Source organism: Pseudomonas sp. TH08 (genome assembly GCF_016651275.1).
Taxonomy (GTDB): domain Bacteria; phylum Pseudomonadota; class Gammaproteobacteria; order Pseudomonadales; family Pseudomonadaceae; genus Aquipseudomonas.
Genome location: NZ_JAEKEE010000004.1, coordinates 1,007,603 through 1,023,505, shown reverse-complemented (window position 1 = coordinate 1,023,505; position 15,903 = coordinate 1,007,603). Strand labels below are relative to the sequence as shown.

The following is a 15,903-nucleotide window of genomic DNA, read 5'->3' as shown; positions in this document are numbered from 1 at the left end:
CGGGTCAGCTGACCAACTTGTTGGCGGCCATGTCCCAGGTCGACGCGGCGGTGCCTTCCTTAGTGCCGTCGTCTTTTTGCGCGGTGAGTTCCCATTTGATCTTGGTGAAGTTCAGCGACAGCGTTTCTACCGGTTTGCCGCCGGTACCGCCGCTGACACTGACATTGGAAATCACCACGTTGGTCAGCGTGTAAATGATGAACGGCAACAGTTGCCCACTGCCTTCGGCGGCGTTACGGCCGATGGTGATTTTGGCTTCCGGAATCGGTTTGCCGGCGCAGCAGTATTCGTTGAGGGAGGGCGTCGAGGTGTCGACGAATTTGGTCAGGGTGAACTCGCCGACGTGAGGCTTGCCGGAGGTCCGCTCCGAGTTGCTGACGTCGTTGGTCACCTGCATCGCGACGTTGTGGCTGTAGGACATGACTTCGATCTTGTCCGCATAACCCTCGAGCAGGCTGTCGCCTTTGATGTCGCCGCCGAGGTCGAGAATGATTGCATCCATCGCTTGAAACTCCTGAAGAAAATCACATTAGGATTTTGGCCTGCACCAACCTGCTGAATTGAACACTGAACCTGTGGCGAGGGAGCTTGCTCCCGCTGGGCTGCGCAGCAGACCCCAGCTTTTGGGTGAAACGGGGCCGCTTCGCGACCCAGCGGGAGCAAGCTCCCTCGCCACAGGGTGCTTCAGTGGCTAAAAAATTGTTTTCGTCAGGCAGCAACCGGTGGCGGCAACGTTGCCACCAGGCGAATCGATGCCGTCAGTTCCTCAAGCTGAAAGTGCGGCCGCAGGAACACCGTCGCCCGATACGCGCCAGGCTTGCCGGCCACCTCAGTGACATCCACCCGCGCCTCGCGAAGCGGGTACTGCGCTTTGATTTCCTGCGGGGCGTTGTCGTTGATCAGCACGTAATCGGCGATCCAGTTGTTGAGATAGGTCTGCACGTTGTCGCGGGTCATGAAGCTGCCGACCTTGTCGCGCATGATCACCTTCAGGTAATGGGCGAAACGCGAGGCTGCGAGCACGTACGGCAACATCGCCGAGATCCGCGCGTTGGCATTGGCCTCGTTGGTGTTGTAGACCTTGGATTTGTTGGTGGTCTGGCCGCCGAAGAACACCGCGACGTCGCTGTTTTTCTTGTGGCACAGGGCGATAAAACCGAGGTCATTGAGTTCCTTCTCGCGGCGGTCAGTGATCGCCACTTCGGTCGGGCATTTCAGCGACAGGTCACCGGAACTGGTGCGGAAGGTATGCGCTGGCAAACCTTCGACCGCGCCGCCACCTTCAGCGCCACGAATCGCCGCGCACCAGCCGTACTTGGCGAATGCTTCGGTGATGCGTTGCGACAAGGCCCACGCGGCGTTGCCCCACAGGTATTTGCTGTGGTCGGTGCCGTTGACGTCTTCGACGTAGTTGATGCCTTCCACCGGAGCAGTGTCAGGGCCGTAAGGCAGTCGCAGAAGGAAGTGCGGCAGCACCAGCGAGACGTAGCGCGAATCTTCGCTCTCGCGGAACGAGCGCCACTTGATCAGCTCCTGGCTCTCGAAAACTTTCGACAGATCCCGCGGCACCGCCAGTTCAGTGAAGCTGTTCATGTCGAACAGGCGTGGGCTGGCGGCGGCAATGAACGGCGCGTGCGCAGCGGCGGCAACGTTCGAGAGTTTCTCCAGCAGGCCGATGTCCTGTGGGTGGCGGCCGAAGGTGTAGTCACCGACCAGCAAGCTGAACGGGTGGCCACCGAATGTGCCGTATTCCTCTTCGTAGATCTTCTTGAACAGCGCGCTCTGGTCGAATTCGACGGCTTTTTCCAGGTCGTTCTGCAGCTCTTTCTGCGTGACGTTGAGCAGGCGCAGTTTCAGCCGGGTGCTGGTTTCGGTGTTCTGCACCAGCATGTGCAGACCGCGCCACGAGGCTTCGAGTTTTTGCAGATCGGGGTGATGCAACACCTCGTTGAGCTGGGCGCTGATCAGTTCGTCAATCTGGCTGATACGGTCGTTGATCATCGCCACGGTGTCTTTGTCGATGGCCATGCCTTCGTCAAGGACCTGGGTGGCGAACTCCGCGAGCATGTCGCGGGCGTAATCCTGCTGACTGTCATCGTGGGCCATGCGGCCCTCGGCGATGATCCGGTCGAGCAGGGACAAGGTTTCGGCGGCAGCATTGTCGCTGGCTTGTTGCTGGGCGGCGGCGGGCATGGTGAATTCTCCCCTTGATTAAGTGGACGATCAGGCTTGCGGTTCGGCCGGCGCCTCGGCATCAGCTGCCGGGGTAGCGGTGTCCGGGCGGGCCGATTTGATCTCTTGCAGGCCTTCGGTGTTGGCGATGACATCGCGCAACAGCTTGTCCAGATCATCGTTGCCGTCGAGTTTGGTCAGCAGATCGCGCAGGCGCTGGCGGGCTTCGAACAAACGCCGCAGCGGGGTGACTTGCTCGACCACCTTGACCGGGTCGAAGTCGTCGATGTGTTTGAAGTTGAGTTCGATATTGAGCTTGCTGTCGTCGCCGCTGAGGGTGTTGTTGACTTGCAGCGTGGCGCGCGGGCCGATCGAGGCGAGTACCTCGTTGAAGTTGTCGCGGTCGATTTCGGTAAAACGCCGCTCAGTCAGTTTTGCCAATGGCTCGAGCGGTTTGCCCGAGAGGTCGGCGAGGATCCCGACCACCAGCGGTAATTCCTTTTTCTCGATGGCGTTGCCGATTTCGACGTCGTAGGTGATTTGCACTCGGGGCGGGCGCACCCGGTCGAGCTTGTGTTGAGTACTTTCTGCCATGACAGCGGACTCCGATGCGATGAGCGGGCGCAATGCATCGGGATGGCCCGTTCATCGCTTTCCCTTGCTGGACCGTAGGTTAGAAAGGGAGGCAGATGACCTGTCGTTCCTTTGACAAACCTTCCTCATTCGGCTGTAGGAACCGAACTACCCAAGACGCTAGAACAGGTCTATAAAAATGCAAGGAAAAACATTTTTGGACAGGTTCAGGAAAAGGAAAATTCATTTTGTGTAGACGACTTTTTCTAACGTGGGTGTTTGCACTGCTGGCGGGCTGTTCTTTCTTCGGGCCGAAAGTCGACCTCGACAGCCTGACCCTCGACGTCGCGCCCAAGGCCAACGACGACACACCGATTGCCGTGGATTTCATTGCGGTCAATGACCCCGATCTGCTCAAGCAACTGTCCGGCATTAGCGCCAGCCAGTGGTTTGCCGAGCGCGAGCAATACCAGCGCGACTATCGTCAGTTGATGAGCGTGTGGGGACTGGAGCTGGTGCCGGGGCAATTCATCGACCGCCAACCCTTCCCGCTGGGGGGCAAGAAGGCCGCTGGACTTTTGGTCTTCGCCAGCTATAACACACCCGGAGCACACCGCTTGCGGCTCGACGATCAGAGCGATGCCTGGCTCAAGTTCGACAGCCGCGAGATGACGCTGGTCAGCAAGGAAAACTGAAATACACCGTCCGCCGCCGGCTTGCGGCAGGGTCGAAAGGAGTCGTATGAGTCTGCTACCTGACGCGGTTTGCTGGCACGAAGGCATGCAATTGCTGCCGCAGCATTTTCAGTTGCAGGGGCTGCGGGCGGAAGCGCTCGGCGCCCATCTGGCGCAAGCGTGTAATCCATGGTTCTGGGGCGTCAGCCACATGGAGTTCGACCCTTCAGCTTTGAGTGCCGGCGTTGTGCGGGTGTTGTCGCTGCAAGGAACGATGCCCGACGGTTTGCCGGTGGATTTGCAGGCCGGAGTCGGGCCGACGCTGGAACTGGATGTCAGCGCCGCGATCAACGCCACCGACGATGCCACTGTCACCGTGTTTCTGGCGATCAGCCCGATGTGGCGCGCCGGGCAATTACTGCCGCTCAAGGGCCGTTTGCAGTCGGTGGTCGGCGAGGCGTTGCCGGATCTCACCAGTGGTGAATTCCCCGAATCGATCACCGTGTGGCGCCCCAATCCACGGCTGTGCACGCAATTGAACAAGGCTGACTCAATCTGCCTGCCGCTGCTGAAAATCCGCAAGGAGGGCGGCGGTTTTCTGCCGCTGGCGTACACGCCGCCAACGCCGATGCTGTTGCCGGAATCCGCGCTCGGACGGCGCATCGCCGGGCTCTGCGCACGGGCGCGGGAAAAGTGCCTGTTTCTCGGCGGCCGTTTGCGTCAGGCGCAACAGGCCGGCAATCAGGACGATGCCCTGGAAATCCGCCGTCAGTTGACCGCGTTGTGGGCGCGCCTGCCTGAAGTCGAAGGCTTGCTCAACAGTCGCATCGCGCACCCGCAAACCTTGTATGTGCAGTTGCTCGGCCTGGCCGGCGCCTGGTCGGCGCTCGATCCGCTGGCCGGTGTCCCGGCGTTCGCGCCACTGGATTTTCTTGAACTGCAACGCGGATACGATGCGGTGCTGCAATGGCTGGAAACCACCCTCGAACTGATCCGCGCCGGCTATCGCAGCCTGCCGTTCGAACGCGGTGAGCAGAGCTTTTCGATTCAGTTGCCGGACGAGCAACCGCGCCAGCGTCTGGTCATCGGCCTGCGCATGCCCAACGGTGCCAGCGAGCAGGCGGCGATTGACTGGTTGCGCGGCGCGATCATCGCCTCGGCACCGCATATTGCGCTGCTCAGTCGCCAGCGCATGAGTGGGCTGAGCCATCAGGCCATGAGCCGCAGCGAGCAAGTGGCGTACAGCGTCGGCGAAGACACGCGACTGTTTGTGATCACTGCCGAGGGCGCCTGGTTTGACGCGCAACTGCCGCTGATGATCGCCGCCCCCGCGGCAAAGCTGACCAGCAGTCCGTGGCAAGTGGTGTTGTTTGTCGCGCAGAACAGTGAAAGTGCCTGATCACACAAGGAACACCATATGTCGCAAGGAAGTGTCGCCGGCCTGGGGTTGCAGGACGCACCGTTGAGCAGCGCGTTCCGCCAGACGTGGCAGCAATGGCAACAGGACTGGACGCAGTTGCCCAAGGACAGCGAGGACGAAGCGGCCCTGGTCGAGACTGTGGTCGAGCTGTCGACTCAGGCTTCGCAACGTTTGTGGCGAACCGCGTATTCGCGGGTCGGCGACTCGGCGACCGATCAGGTCAAGGCTCTGGTGTATGCCTTTGTCGCCCTCGTCGACGAAACCCTCCTGTTTACGCCATGGCCGGGGCAGGCTGCATGGCAGGACAAACCGCTGGAGTCGCGTTTGTATTCCAGTCGACAGGCCGGCGAGCAAGTGCCGGCGGCGATTCAAACCCTGCTTGATGAACAGCAACCGACCACCCGCGATCTCGCCAACGTGTATTTGCAGTGCCTGATTCTCGGTTTTCACGGGCGTCTGCGCGGTGAGCACAGTCAGGCGCAATTGGAGAAGTGGCGGTTGGCGCTGTTCAATTTCGCTTGGCAGGACGAGGCCTCTTATGAAGGCGTCAGCCAGCGACTGGTGCAGCCCTCGTTGGGCACGCCGTTGCAGTTGCCGGTACGCACGGCACTGCCGGACGGTTTTCGTCTGGCGTTGGGGATTCTGGCGATGGTGCTGGTGTTGACCGGGCTCGGCCAGTTTCTCTGGCGTGACATTCGCTCCGAGCTGGAACCGGTGCTGCAAATGACCGATTCGGTGACGCCAGCGGAGCAAGACTCATGAGCACCCTGACGATTGTCGCGTGGGTCTTCGCGTTGCTGTTGTTGCTGGTGATCATCGCCGTGGCGGTGTGGTGGCTGCGCACCCAGAGCGGTGCGGCGATCCGCAGTTTTTACGCGTCGGTACGGCACATGGAGCAGGAGCAGGGCAGTCGCGATCGCTATCAGATGCCGTGGCTGCTGATGCTCGGCGACGAAGCTCAGGGTACGCAACTGGTCACTGAATGGCGCTTGCAGCCGACCGACAAACCGGCGTGGTTCGGCCGCTGGTGGTCGGACCCTGAAGGCGCGGTGCTGATGGTGCCGCAGGCGTTGTTCCTGCCGGACGACGGCATGCATTTGCAGCGCGGCGGCTGGTGGCGCCTGCTCGGTTTGATCTTGCGTTTGCGCAGTAAACGTCCGCTGGACGGGGTGATCTGGACAGTCCCAGTGAGTCGCCTGAGCAATCTCGAACAAGCCGCGAGCCTCGGTCTGGCGGCGCGCAGGCGTTTTATCGATCTGCTGCAACGCTTCGGTTTGAGCGTGCCGGTGTACGTGATTGTTACCGGTCTGGAAGAGTTGCCGGGGTTTCAGGAACTGATCAGTGCCTTGCCCGACGAGGCCCGCGAACGCACCTTGGGCTGGTCGTCGCCCTACGCGCGCGATGCCGTTTGGCAAGGGCAGTGGAGTGATCAGGCGCTGGATCGGATTCACCGCGCAGTGGCCGAATCGGTGATTGAGGTCGGTACTCTTTCCGGGCATTTGAGCGCGGATCTGTATGCCTTGCCGGAACGTCTGGAAACCCTGCGCCGTGGTTTGCAGAGCGTGCTGGAACCAGTGTTTCAGGGCAATGCGCAGGGCGAAGCACCGTGCTTTCGCGGTGTGTATTTCAGTGCCAGCCAGGCGTCGGAAGATGCCAGGGATGGTTTTTCCGCCGACGACAGCGGTTTGCAGCAAAGCGTGTTCGTGCGCCAGTTGTGGCGCCAGCGTCTGGTCGGCGAGCGCGGTCTGGCCCAAGGCGTGCCGCGCCTGCTGCGCTTGCGTCAGCGCTGGCAGCGGATCACCGCTGGCGTAGCGCTGGTGGTTGGCGTGGTCTGGGCGGTGGCAATGTTGTGGGTGTGGAATCAGTCGGTCAAGGATGCCCATGAACTGGCGCGGCTGATGCAGAGTGCGCAGAAGAGCTACGTGGCCGTCACCGACGAGGCGCATCGCGTCGAGCCGACCCGGCGCAATGTGCAGAGTTTCTGGCGGGTGCTGGAGCGCGCACCGCGTTGGGATTATGTCTCGCTGGTGTTTCCGACTTCGTGGTTCTCGTCACTGGATAGCCGTTTGCAGCAGGAGCTGTTCCAGTCCACCCAGCGACATATGCTGGTGCCGCTGCATGAATTGCTGACCGGTGAGCTGAACAAGATCAAAGCGATCCGCGCGACGGATCGGCGCAGCAGCGTCGAGAGCGAAGACCCGGCGCAGTGGCAGAATTATCAGAAGGCAACCGATCTGGTGGATCGCGCATTGCGCCTGGAGCAGCAAAACCAGTTGTTCAACCAGGTGCAGAACAACCCACGCGTGCCGCTGGATGATCTGGTGCAACTGAGCAACAACGCGCTGTCGCTCAATCTCAACGCCGGCACCTTGCCTCACGCGGGGTTCTACAACCGTTTGCTGGCGGCAGGCGACGGCAGCGACTTGCAGGCACTGGACCTGAGCGTTGATCGGCCACTGATCGAGAGCAATTTCTCCGGGCTGATGGAGCGCTGGCTCGACCAGTACTTCCTCGCCGACAACTTCGTCAGCAAGGCCGGTTATCTCAAACTGCATCTTGAGCAACTGGAGGTCGGCAGCGGCAACAGCCTGCGAGAGCTCGAAGACTTGCGGGCGCTGATCGACGATCTGCAAGCAGCGATTGCGTTGACCAATTCCACATGGAGTCGCGGCAAGGGCCAGGAGCTGGTGCCGGGTTATCGCGAGTTTCTCGACAAGGTGCGCAAAAGTACCTTGCTCGGCCCGGCGGTCGAACAACAACTGGATCAACAGGCGAGCAAGTTGCAGCAAAGCTTTCGTGATCAATGGATCGCTCAAGTCGGTTCACGCGGCAACCTGCTGGTGCAGCAGGGCAGTGGGCAACTGGCGCTGCAGGAACAAGTGGTCAAGCTCAACAATGCCGTGCAGGCGCTGTTCAAGCGTGACTTCGTCTCGGTCGCCCTGCGCGCCGATCAAGACAACGTCAACCTCCAGGGCCAGACCGTGGATGGCGATGATCTCAACACCTCACTGAATTACTTCACCAGCTATAAAAGCTATGTCGCCGAAGAGTTGCCGCGCATCCCGCCGGCGTATCGCGAGGCGCTGCTGCAAACGGCTGAAGCCGCCGCCGCTCAGGCAATGTGGCTGAGCCTCAAGGATCACAACGATCAGACTCATCCTTACGCGGTGTTCAATGTTCAGGCCGAACAAGCCATGGCCTTGCAAAAGGCCTTCGTCGAGGTGCATCGCAATGATCTGGCCGCGCGCCTGCAAGCTGCGTTGAACCGCCGGGCGATGGCGCAGATTGTCGCTGGCCTCGATGAAATCACCGCGCAGCCGTTGTTCGGCGGGCGAGCCGAAATCAGCCAGTGGGACGGCTCGAAAAACCTCGGCCTGCAACTGTACGGTGCCAGTGATGTGCAGGACTTGAAGCTGAGCCTCAAGCAGCAGTTCAACACCATGCTCGGCATCACCGAGCGGCGTCAGTCGGCGTTGCAGTGGCTGATGACGCAGCAGGGCAATCTGTCGGCGCTGGATTACGAGCGTGTGACGCAGTTCGGTGCGCTCAATGACGAATTGCTCAAGTACAAGGATTCCAACCCGGCCAGTTCGCCGGCGCAGATCGAACAACTGGTCAGTCGTGATTTCGTCGACATGGACACCGCGTCGTGCGTGCAGGTGTTGCAAACCGCCAATGTTGCGGGCGGGCGCGGAACCCTGGCGATGCGCGCGGTCGAGCTGCAACAGTCGGCCATGCAGCGTTGCCAGTTCTTGCAGCAACAACAGGCCGCAGCGGCATGGAATGAACTGGCCAACTATTTCAATCAATACCTGGCCGATCGTTTTCCTTTCGCCAACGGCGTGCAGGCGCAAGATGCCGATCCGGCGCGGGTCCAGCATTTTCTCGAAATCATCGATAAACGCCTGCCGGTGGCGCAAGCCGGACTGGTCCTCAGCCAGACCCCGGAACGCCTCGCGGCAGAAGACTTTCTCAATCGCTTGAAACAGGCCAGTACCTGGTTGACGCCACTGTTCGTGCGCGACAAGAGCGGCATCCTCGGCGTCGAACTGGATGTGCGCTGGCGCACTGATCGCGACGATGAGAAGGGCGCCGATCAGGTGATTGCCTGGGGCCTGCTCGCCGGCAGTCAGCAAATCAACTATCCGGTCCCCGCCGAGCAGCCGAACCTGCGCTGGATGATCGGCCAGCCTATCCGCCTGACCCTGCGCTGGGCGCGCAACGGCAAGGAGCGGCCGGTCAACGATCCACTGCAACCGAACCTGGTGGTGCGGGATCTGGAGGCTGGTTGGGAGTACGGCGGCCCTTGGTCGTTGCTGCGCCTGATGCGCGCGCATTTTTCGGTGCAGCGTCAGCCGAGCATGGATTACACCGAGTTCCCACTGACCTTGCGTCTGCCGGTGACGGCGTCGAGCGACAGCGTCACCAGTGACTTCACTCGGATGTTTGTGCGCCTGTCGCTGATGAGCCAAGGCTCGAAACTGCCGTTGTCGATTGCACCGTTGCCGACCCGCGCGCCACGTTCGCCGTTTCAGGTGACCAACACCACCGCCGCCATAGAATCGCAGAAGGAGGGGCTGTGAGCCTGCCATCGACCACCTTGCCGGACCTGATTGATCAGTTGCTCGCGCCGATCAGTGCGGACGCGCCGTGCGGCGTCGACTTGCGCTATGAACGTGAGTTCGACCAGTTGCGCGACCTGCGCCGTGAGGATGACGCCAGTCTGCCGACCGGGGTCTGGCAATCGACACTCAAGCGGGCGAACTGGCCGGACGTCGAGAAACTCACCACCATGTTATTGCTGGAACGCAGCAAGGACCTGATGCTCAGCGCCTGGCTCGGTGAAGCGTGGCTGCATCTGCAAGCGCTGGACGGCTTGCCCGGCAGCCTGGCGTTGATCGCCGGTTTATGCGAGCGCTTTCCCGAGCAGCTGCACCCGCAGGCCGAGGACGGCGACCAGTCGTGGCGGGTGATTCCGCTGGAATGGCTGGTGCGTCGCTACAGTGAAGTGCTGCTCACCCGAGTGCCATTGTTCGGCAGCCGCAACAGCGATTTCGAGGCTTATACCCTGGAAGTCTGGCGGCGTTTGCAGGTTCAGCAGGTGCAGGCCAACGACAGCAAGAATGCCAAGACTTCAGCGGAAACCGCGCGCAACGAACAGAAGAAACTCAACGAGCAGATCCGCGCCACGCCGCTGGCGTTCTGGCTGCGTACGCAGGGCAATCTGCTGCTGAGCCTGCAACACCTGCAACGGCTGGATAACTGGAGCAATGCCTATCTGGGCGATCAGGCCCCGGGGCTGCGCCCCTTGCAGGACACCATCCAAGCGCTGCTGACCCTGGTTCAGGAGTTTATCGCCATGCACCCACAACAACCGGCGCCGCCACCGCCGCTGGTCGAAGCGGCCGTGGCCGTCGCGCAATCAGAAGAACCCGCGCCAGTCGGACAGGTGTTTCGTGAGCCGGCCAGTCGCGAAGAAGCGTACCGGCAGTTGCTGCTGATCGCCGAATACCTCGCACGCACCGAGCCCCACAGCCCGGTGCCCTATCTGATCCGTCGCGGGGTCGAGTGGGGCAACAAACCGCTGAGCGAACTGCTCGGCGAGTTGATCAGCGCCGACGCTGAATCGCGGCGCCTGTGGACGTTGCTTGGCGTGCTTTAGTGCACGCGCTGGTTATTGACCCTCGGCGGCAACTGGATCGGGGTGAGGACCGGTCGCCCGGAGAAAAACGCGACGAGGTTTTTGCCGACCAGCTCCACCGTGCCTTGCGTGGCCTCTGGCGACAGACCCGCAACGTGAGGCGTGAGCAACACGTTGCTCAGGATTTTCAGCGCATCCGGTACTTTCGGCTCATGGTCAAACACGTCCAGCGCGGCGCCGGCAATTCGCCGTTGCTCAAGCGCAGTGATCAGATCCGCCGTGGCGATCACGCTGGCGCGGGCAATGTTGACGATGAAGCCTTTCGGGCCGAGCGCATCGAGCACCGCGCGCGTCACCAGATGCTGGGTGCCGATGCCGCCGGGTGTGGCGACGATGAGAAAATCCGAAGCCCTGGCCAGTTCGGTCGGCGTGGAACAAAACGCGTAGGGCACGTCGCTGCGCAGTTGCCGACTGTGGTAGCTGATGTCCATGTCGAAGCCGAGGTTCGCACGTTTGGCGATCGCCATGCCGACCGCACCGAGCCCGAGAATCCCCAGGCGTTTGCCAGCCAGTGAAGGGCGCATGATCTTTGGCCATTCGCCACGGCGAACCGCCGCATCGCAGCGCGGAATATCACGCACCAGCGCCAGCAGCATCGCCATCGCATGGTCGGCCACCGAAGAGGCGTTGACTCCGGCACCGTTGGTCACGGTGATCCCGCGATCACTGGCGGCTTGCAGGTCGACGTGTTCGTAACCGGCGCCGATCACCGTGATGATTTTAAGCGCGGGCAGGGCGGCGATTTCTTCGGCGGTCAGGCCCAGCGGGCCGCGGGTCAGCACAGCATCGATGCGCGAGCCATGAGTATTGATCGCTTGCGCGCGTTCGGCAGGCGTGGGGGCGAGAATCAGGTGAAAGCCCTGATTTTCGAGAATCGGCAGATAGTCATTGATGGTTTCAACCAGTACCAGAACGGTTGCGGGCATTGCGCGGCTCCTGAGATCAATGGCGGTTAGGTCGCGAAAGTCGTTGCAGAGTGCTGATTCCAGAGCGGTTTGGCAATCATTGTGATTTGCGCTGTGGTGTTTAGATTCTGGACGGCTTCGCGCAAGAAGCAAGGGCGGCAGCACACCGGTTATCCAGTGTGCTGAGGAGATCACTGAGCCGTTTGCGCTTTGACTTGTTCGGCCAGGGCAATCGACTTGAAATCGTAGGTCGGATAGAACTCGGTTCGGTAACTGCCCCATGCGGTGTTTTCCAGTGCGAGGTTGACTTCCGCCAGGCGCGACGCCGGGAAGCGCACGGTGACCACTTGGCCGATGCCCATCATGATGTTCCAGCTCACCACCTCTACCCCGGCCGGGGGAAAGGTTTTATAGAACCCCTGCTGAGCGAGTTGGGCCTTGAGTTCACTCAACGGTCGTGACTGATCGTGTTTCAGGAACACGGTCAGCATCATCGCGTTGTCTGCGGTGGCGACCGCATTTTTAGCGGGCGGGGTGGCAGCTTGCGCACTGACGCCTGCGCACCAGGCCGAGGAAATCAATAGCGTCGACATCAGCAGAGCTTTCAATGTTTTTTGCATGGTGGGTTCCCGGATTTATTGTTGGGTGACGGACTTTGTTTGTGCTGATCGATAAAGCGCATAGAAGATTCAAGCCAGGAAAAATATAGGCTTGAAGTTGTAAGTTGTTCAATGGCGGGGTAGTTGCTTGTAACAAATCCTGGTCATTTGTTCTTGTGTCATATTTTGTTGTTGTGTTTTCTGGCTGTTTAAGTTGTAGGAATTATCTGAAATATCGAAATGACTTTTATTAAAACAAGGGTGTTATTTGTGTTGAATACAGTGAAGTCGAGATAACGGGTAGAGGGTTGATATCGGTTATAGGAGGGTGTGTTAAACGTTTTTGTAGGAACACCGATGCAGTTACAAATACTGCATTGACGCCGCCGCATCACAGTGAGGCGACGTCATTTGGCAGGCCGCTTCGTCAGAACGTCACGTCGGCGCTGTTGATCAATCGGGCGAACGCGCCGCCGAGGGTTGCGTTGTGGTGGTCGATGATCGCCTGGGCAGGCAGTGCCGCAGTGTCCATGCAAGTGTGGGCGTCGGCTACCAACAGCGGTTTGAAGCCCAGATCGGCGGCAGCGCGGCAGGTGCTGTCGATGCAGAACTGAGTCTTCATGCCGACGAGGTACAGGTCTTTGATGTTTTGCCTGGTGAGCTGCTGCGCAAGGTCAGTGTTGTGGAAGGCGTTGGGTCTGGATTTGTCGAACAGGTGGTCGACGTCCACGATCAGTTCAAGCGCCGGCAACAGTTGCCAGAATGGACTGCCCGCCGCAATTGGTGAACCTTCGGGGCCGGTGTGGCGCACGGCGAAGACGGGCACATCGTGCTGGCGCGCCTTTGCGATCAACTGCCGGATGTTGGCGAGTACCCGTTCGCCGTCGTGAGGTTTTTCCGGGCCATGGAACAGGCCGACCTGCATATCGATGATCAACAGTGCTGCGGACATGGTGTTTCTCCTTGGGTGGCAAAAGCTGCCGCACGGACGGGAGAAACAACAAGGCCCCGTCCATTGCTGGCGGGGCCTTGGGTTCACTGCGCTGGATTTACCTCACGCACAAACACCACGACCCGCCGGTGGCGGTCGTGGTGGTGCGGGTGAGGTGCAGCGCGCGAAGGTTCATGGGGCTGATCATGCTGGCGGCGTCCACGGGCTGTCAACTGGCGTATTGGGCGATGCCGTTGCCGAATGACCAATTCTCTTTTTTCACTTCCACCAGATTGATGAACACGTCTTCGAGGCGAACGCCCAGTTGCGTATTGAGGTTGTGGGCGATGGTCTGGTACAGAGCTTTTTTCGCCTCCAGCGTTCGGCCCTCATTGAGGGTGATCTGGATGATGATCAGTTGGTCGCTGCGCTGGATGCCCAGGTATTGCGGATCGAAAATGAAATGCTCGCCGTCGTGTTCGTTGAGGATCTGGAAGTTATCGTGCTCCGGCACATTGATCGCGCTGCGCATGGCGGCGTAGATCTGCTCGCCGATGCGTTTTGCGAAGGTGGGATCGGGGTTTTTTCTGATTTCGACGCGAACGAGAGGCATGGGCAGAGACTCCATGGGGGCAGGGACTTATACACGCTAGACCATTTGGGCCAGATTTGGAGAATCGGGTGTTTGAACGGACGCTTTCGCTGGCAAGCCAGCTCCCACAGGTCCTGCGGTGCTCAAACAATCGTGACCATATCCCAAATCCTTGTGGGAGCTGGCTTGCCCGCGAAGGGGCAGGGGGTACGAGGCAGCCTACCTGATTCCCGGATTCTGCCTACAAAACCGCCGGATTCATCCGCTATCTGGCTCGGGATGAATAGGAAATCATGAGGATACAAAGTAGTCCGGGCAGTGACTGCCAACAGCCAAGGAAGGCACATGCTTCAGAATGATCGCGAAAATCTGGAACTTGAGAGGCTACAAAATGAAATACGCAAACTTGTTGTCGAGAGACTTAAGCTCATGGCGGAGGAAAGCAAGTTCAAGCGAGAAAAGTTCTGGTATCCCGTCGCGGTAGGTACTGGGGTCTTAACCGCGCTTGCTGCCGTATTAAGCCTTTTGGTGAAGTTCTAAATTAACCCGCTGAGGAGAATTATCATGACCCTGGAAGAACGCGTAGCCAGAATTGAGCGACTGTATCGAGAAGACGCCGAACTTGCCGACGAAATACAAGGCCTCTCCCCAGCGGAAATTCGGTCGGAACTGTTCAGGTTCAGTCTCGGTTTTTTGTTTGGCCTGGCGTTCCTCACAATCGGATTGATAGTCATGCGTTCAATCTAATTACGTTTTGCTCGTCGTCGGCGTTGGCTCTTATCAAAAAACGACACCACGCATACCTTGTGGCGACAGACATTTTCCCAAAAACGACATCCCGCTAATCTGCTCCGCACAACCATTCCTCAGCTAAGTCTTTGCTTCTGCTCATTTATCGCGGAGAATCGCGCCCCTGTTTCGGCCGGAGCATGTCTGTCGGTTTTTTCCGACGCGTTCTGACCGAGTGGCAAGTGACCGGAATGCGGAGATCCGACCGGATGAATGATCAGGCCAAAAGCGTCGACCAACGCTTTGAAGCAGCAGCACCAGCCGAGCTGTCGAGCTGGAATCGCCAGGACACCACCTGGATGTTGGGACTGTTCGGGACGGCCATCGGCGCCGGCACCCTGTTTTTGCCGATCAACGCAGGGTTGGGTGGCTTCTGGCCGCTGGTGATCCTCGCGTTGCTGGCGTTCCCGATGACGTTCTTCGCGCACCGTGGCCTGACCCGTTTTGTGCTCTCCGGTCGCGAAGGCGCCGACATCACGGAAGTGGTCGAGGAGCATTTCGGCATCAAGGCCGGTGCGCTGATCACGCTGCTGTACTTCTTCGCGATCTTCCCGATCCTGCTGATCTACAGCGTCGGCCTGACCAACACCGTCGCCAGCTTCCTTGAGCACCAACTGCACATCACGCCGCCACCGCGCATCTGGCTGTCGTTGGTGCTGATCCTTGGCCTGCTGGCCGTGGTGCGTTGCGGCGAGCAGGCGATCGTCAAGGCCATGAGCCTGATGGTCTACCCGTTTATCGTCGCGCTGCTGTTTTTGGCGATTTACCTGATTCCGCACTGGAACGGCGGCATCCTCGCCACCGCGTCGCACGTGCCCGCACCGTCGGCCTTGCTGCATACGCTGTGGCTGGCGATTCCGGTGATGGTGTTCTCGTTCAACCACTCGCCGATCATTTCGGCGTTTGCGGTCGATCAAAAGCGCCGTTACGGCGTTCACGCTGAAGAGCGCAGCTCGCAGATCCTGTCTCGTGCCCATGCGCTGATGGTGCTGATGGTGCTGTTCTTCGTGTTCAGTTGCGTGCTGACCCTGTCGCCGGAGCAACTGGCGGAAGCGAAGGCGCAGAACCTGTCGATCCTGTCGTACCTAGCCAACCACTTCAGCAATCCGACCATCGCCTTCGCGGCGCCGTTGATTGCATTTGTGGCGATCTCCAAGTCGTTCCTCGGTCATTACATCGGTGCGAGCGAAGGTCTGAAAGGCCTGATCATCAAGAGCGGCAACCGTCCGAGCGCCAAGGCGCTGGATATCATTGTCGCGGCGTTCATGCTGATTATCTGCTGGATCGTGGCGACCCTGAACCCGAGCATTCTCGGCATGATCGAGACCGTCGGTGGCCCGGTGATCGCGGCGATTCTGTTCCTGATGCCGATGTACGCCATTCGTAAAGTGCCAGCGATGGCGCGTTATCGTGGCCAGGCGTCGAACGTGTTTGTCACCGCGGTGGGCCTGGTGGCGATCTCTGCGTTGATTTATTCGCTGACGGCTTAAGCCAAAGCCTCGGATACTCAGCTACAGTGGCCGCTGTGCGTGATGCGCACAGCGGCT

Annotated in this window: 15 protein-coding genes; 8 read left to right on the top strand and 7 right to left on the bottom strand. The window is 59.9% G+C overall.

The features are described from left to right. Nucleotides 1-4 precede the first annotated feature (4 nt). From JFT91_RS21585 to tssB, 3 genes are all read right to left on the bottom strand, one after another. A complete protein-coding gene (locus JFT91_RS21585; protein ID WP_007958866.1) occupies nucleotides 5-502 on the bottom strand; it encodes an Hcp family type VI secretion system effector in 498 nt (165 codons plus the stop codon). A gap of 206 nt (nucleotides 503-708) precedes the next feature. Beyond that, nucleotides 709-2,193, bottom strand: coding sequence for a type VI secretion system contractile sheath large subunit (gene tssC / locus JFT91_RS21580; RefSeq protein WP_201233792.1), 1,485 nt, complete (start codon nucleotides 2,191-2,193; stop codon nucleotides 709-711). Between the two features lie 30 nt (nucleotides 2,194-2,223). Then, a complete protein-coding gene (gene tssB, locus JFT91_RS21575) occupies nucleotides 2,224-2,766 on the bottom strand; it encodes a type VI secretion system contractile sheath small subunit (protein WP_064117633.1) in 543 nt (180 codons plus the stop codon). A gap of 227 nt (nucleotides 2,767-2,993) precedes the next feature. Between tssB and JFT91_RS21570 the strand changes: the two genes are divergently transcribed. The 5 genes from JFT91_RS21570 to tssA are packed head-to-tail and all read left to right on the top strand — an operon-like array spanning nucleotide 2,994 to nucleotide 10,501. Next, nucleotides 2,994-3,440 carry a type VI secretion protein gene (locus JFT91_RS21570; RefSeq protein WP_201233791.1) on the top strand — a complete coding sequence of 149 codons (447 nt, stop codon included), beginning with the start codon at nucleotides 2,994-2,996 and terminating at the stop codon, nucleotides 3,438-3,440. 46 nt (nucleotides 3,441-3,486) lie between these two features. Further along, nucleotides 3,487-4,818 (top strand): type VI secretion system baseplate subunit TssK, encoded by a 1,332-nt coding sequence (gene tssK / locus JFT91_RS21565; RefSeq protein ID WP_201233790.1) that lies wholly within the window; start codon nucleotides 3,487-3,489, stop codon nucleotides 4,816-4,818. Between the two features lie 18 nt (nucleotides 4,819-4,836). Continuing rightward, nucleotides 4,837-5,601: a DotU/TssL family secretion system protein gene (locus JFT91_RS21560; RefSeq protein WP_201233789.1), complete on the top strand. Its 765-nt coding sequence runs from the start codon at nucleotides 4,837-4,839 to the stop codon at nucleotides 5,599-5,601. Further along, entirely contained in the window at nucleotides 5,598-9,422 is a 3,825-nt protein-coding gene (locus JFT91_RS21555; RefSeq protein ID WP_201233788.1) for a type VI secretion system protein, read from the top strand. The genes JFT91_RS21560 and JFT91_RS21555 overlap by 4 nt, the downstream gene beginning before the upstream one ends. Then, a complete protein-coding gene (gene tssA / locus JFT91_RS21550) occupies nucleotides 9,419-10,501 on the top strand; it encodes a type VI secretion system protein TssA (RefSeq protein WP_201233787.1) in 1,083 nt (360 codons plus the stop codon). Before JFT91_RS21555 ends, tssA begins: the two co-directional genes overlap by 4 nt. On the opposite strand, the gene JFT91_RS21545 is transcribed toward tssA, so the two are convergent. The 4 genes from JFT91_RS21545 to JFT91_RS21530 form a co-directional block, all read right to left on the bottom strand. Continuing rightward, complete coding sequence (locus JFT91_RS21545) at nucleotides 10,498-11,466, bottom strand: 2-hydroxyacid dehydrogenase (RefSeq protein WP_201233786.1); 969 nt, start codon at nucleotides 11,464-11,466, stop codon at nucleotides 10,498-10,500. The genes tssA and JFT91_RS21545 overlap by 4 nt on opposite strands. Before the next feature lie 170 nt (nucleotides 11,467-11,636). Then, the gene (locus JFT91_RS21540) at nucleotides 11,637-12,065 is read right to left on the bottom strand and encodes a hypothetical protein (protein WP_201233785.1); all 429 of its coding nucleotides are present in this window, start codon (nucleotides 12,063-12,065) and stop codon (nucleotides 11,637-11,639) included. A gap of 406 nt (nucleotides 12,066-12,471) precedes the next feature. Next, nucleotides 12,472-12,996 carry a cysteine hydrolase family protein gene (locus JFT91_RS21535; RefSeq protein WP_201233784.1) on the bottom strand — a complete coding sequence of 175 codons (525 nt, stop codon included), beginning with the start codon at nucleotides 12,994-12,996 and terminating at the stop codon, nucleotides 12,472-12,474. A gap of 208 nt (nucleotides 12,997-13,204) precedes the next feature. Then, complete coding sequence (locus JFT91_RS21530) at nucleotides 13,205-13,588, bottom strand: tautomerase family protein (RefSeq protein WP_201226259.1); 384 nt, start codon at nucleotides 13,586-13,588, stop codon at nucleotides 13,205-13,207. Between the two features lie 324 nt (nucleotides 13,589-13,912). Between JFT91_RS21530 and JFT91_RS21525 the strand changes: the two genes are divergently transcribed. The 3 genes from JFT91_RS21525 to JFT91_RS21515 all read left to right on the top strand — a co-directional run bounded on the left by JFT91_RS21525 (nucleotide 13,913) and on the right by JFT91_RS21515 (nucleotide 15,846). Continuing rightward, the gene (locus JFT91_RS21525) at nucleotides 13,913-14,107 is read left to right on the top strand and encodes a hypothetical protein (protein ID WP_201233783.1); all 195 of its coding nucleotides are present in this window, start codon (nucleotides 13,913-13,915) and stop codon (nucleotides 14,105-14,107) included. A 24-nt stretch (nucleotides 14,108-14,131) separates the two neighbouring features. Continuing rightward, a complete protein-coding gene (locus tag JFT91_RS21520; protein WP_201233782.1) occupies nucleotides 14,132-14,314 on the top strand; it encodes a hypothetical protein in 183 nt (60 codons plus the stop codon). A 251-nt stretch (nucleotides 14,315-14,565) separates the two neighbouring features. After that, the gene (locus JFT91_RS21515; RefSeq protein WP_201226258.1) at nucleotides 14,566-15,846 is read left to right on the top strand and encodes a serine/threonine transporter; all 1,281 of its coding nucleotides are present in this window, start codon (nucleotides 14,566-14,568) and stop codon (nucleotides 15,844-15,846) included. Nucleotides 15,847-15,903: the final 57 nt, after the last annotated feature.

Excerpts from the sequence above, each read along its gene's own strand:
- JFT91_RS21540 (WP_201233785.1), bottom strand. The coding sequence starts at position 12,065 with ATGCAAAAAACATTGAAAGCTCTGCTGATGTCGACGCTATTGATTTCC.
- JFT91_RS21545 (WP_201233786.1), bottom strand. The coding sequence starts at position 11,466 with ATGCCCGCAACCGTTCTGGTACTGGTTGAAACCATCAATGACTATCTG.
- JFT91_RS21535 (WP_201233784.1), bottom strand. The coding sequence starts at position 12,996 with ATGTCCGCAGCACTGTTGATCATCGATATGCAGGTCGGCCTGTTCCAT.
- JFT91_RS21520 (WP_201233782.1), top strand. The coding sequence starts at position 14,132 with ATGACCCTGGAAGAACGCGTAGCCAGAATTGAGCGACTGTATCGAGAA.
- JFT91_RS21585 (WP_007958866.1), bottom strand. The coding sequence starts at position 502 with ATGGATGCAATCATTCTCGACCTCGGCGGCGACATCAAAGGCGACAGC.
- JFT91_RS21530 (WP_201226259.1), bottom strand. The coding sequence starts at position 13,588 with ATGCCTCTCGTTCGCGTCGAAATCAGAAAAAACCCCGATCCCACCTTC.
- JFT91_RS21515 (WP_201226258.1), top strand. The coding sequence starts at position 14,566 with ATGAATGATCAGGCCAAAAGCGTCGACCAACGCTTTGAAGCAGCAGCA.
- tssB (WP_064117633.1), bottom strand. The coding sequence starts at position 2,766 with ATGGCAGAAAGTACTCAACACAAGCTCGACCGGGTGCGCCCGCCCCGA.
- JFT91_RS21560 (WP_201233789.1), top strand. The coding sequence starts at position 4,837 with ATGTCGCAAGGAAGTGTCGCCGGCCTGGGGTTGCAGGACGCACCGTTG.
- tssC (WP_201233792.1), bottom strand. The coding sequence starts at position 2,193 with ATGCCCGCCGCCGCCCAGCAACAAGCCAGCGACAATGCTGCCGCCGAA.
- tssK (WP_201233790.1), top strand. The coding sequence starts at position 3,487 with ATGAGTCTGCTACCTGACGCGGTTTGCTGGCACGAAGGCATGCAATTG.
- JFT91_RS21555 (WP_201233788.1), top strand. The coding sequence starts at position 5,598 with ATGAGCACCCTGACGATTGTCGCGTGGGTCTTCGCGTTGCTGTTGTTG.
- JFT91_RS21525 (WP_201233783.1), top strand. The coding sequence starts at position 13,913 with ATGCTTCAGAATGATCGCGAAAATCTGGAACTTGAGAGGCTACAAAAT.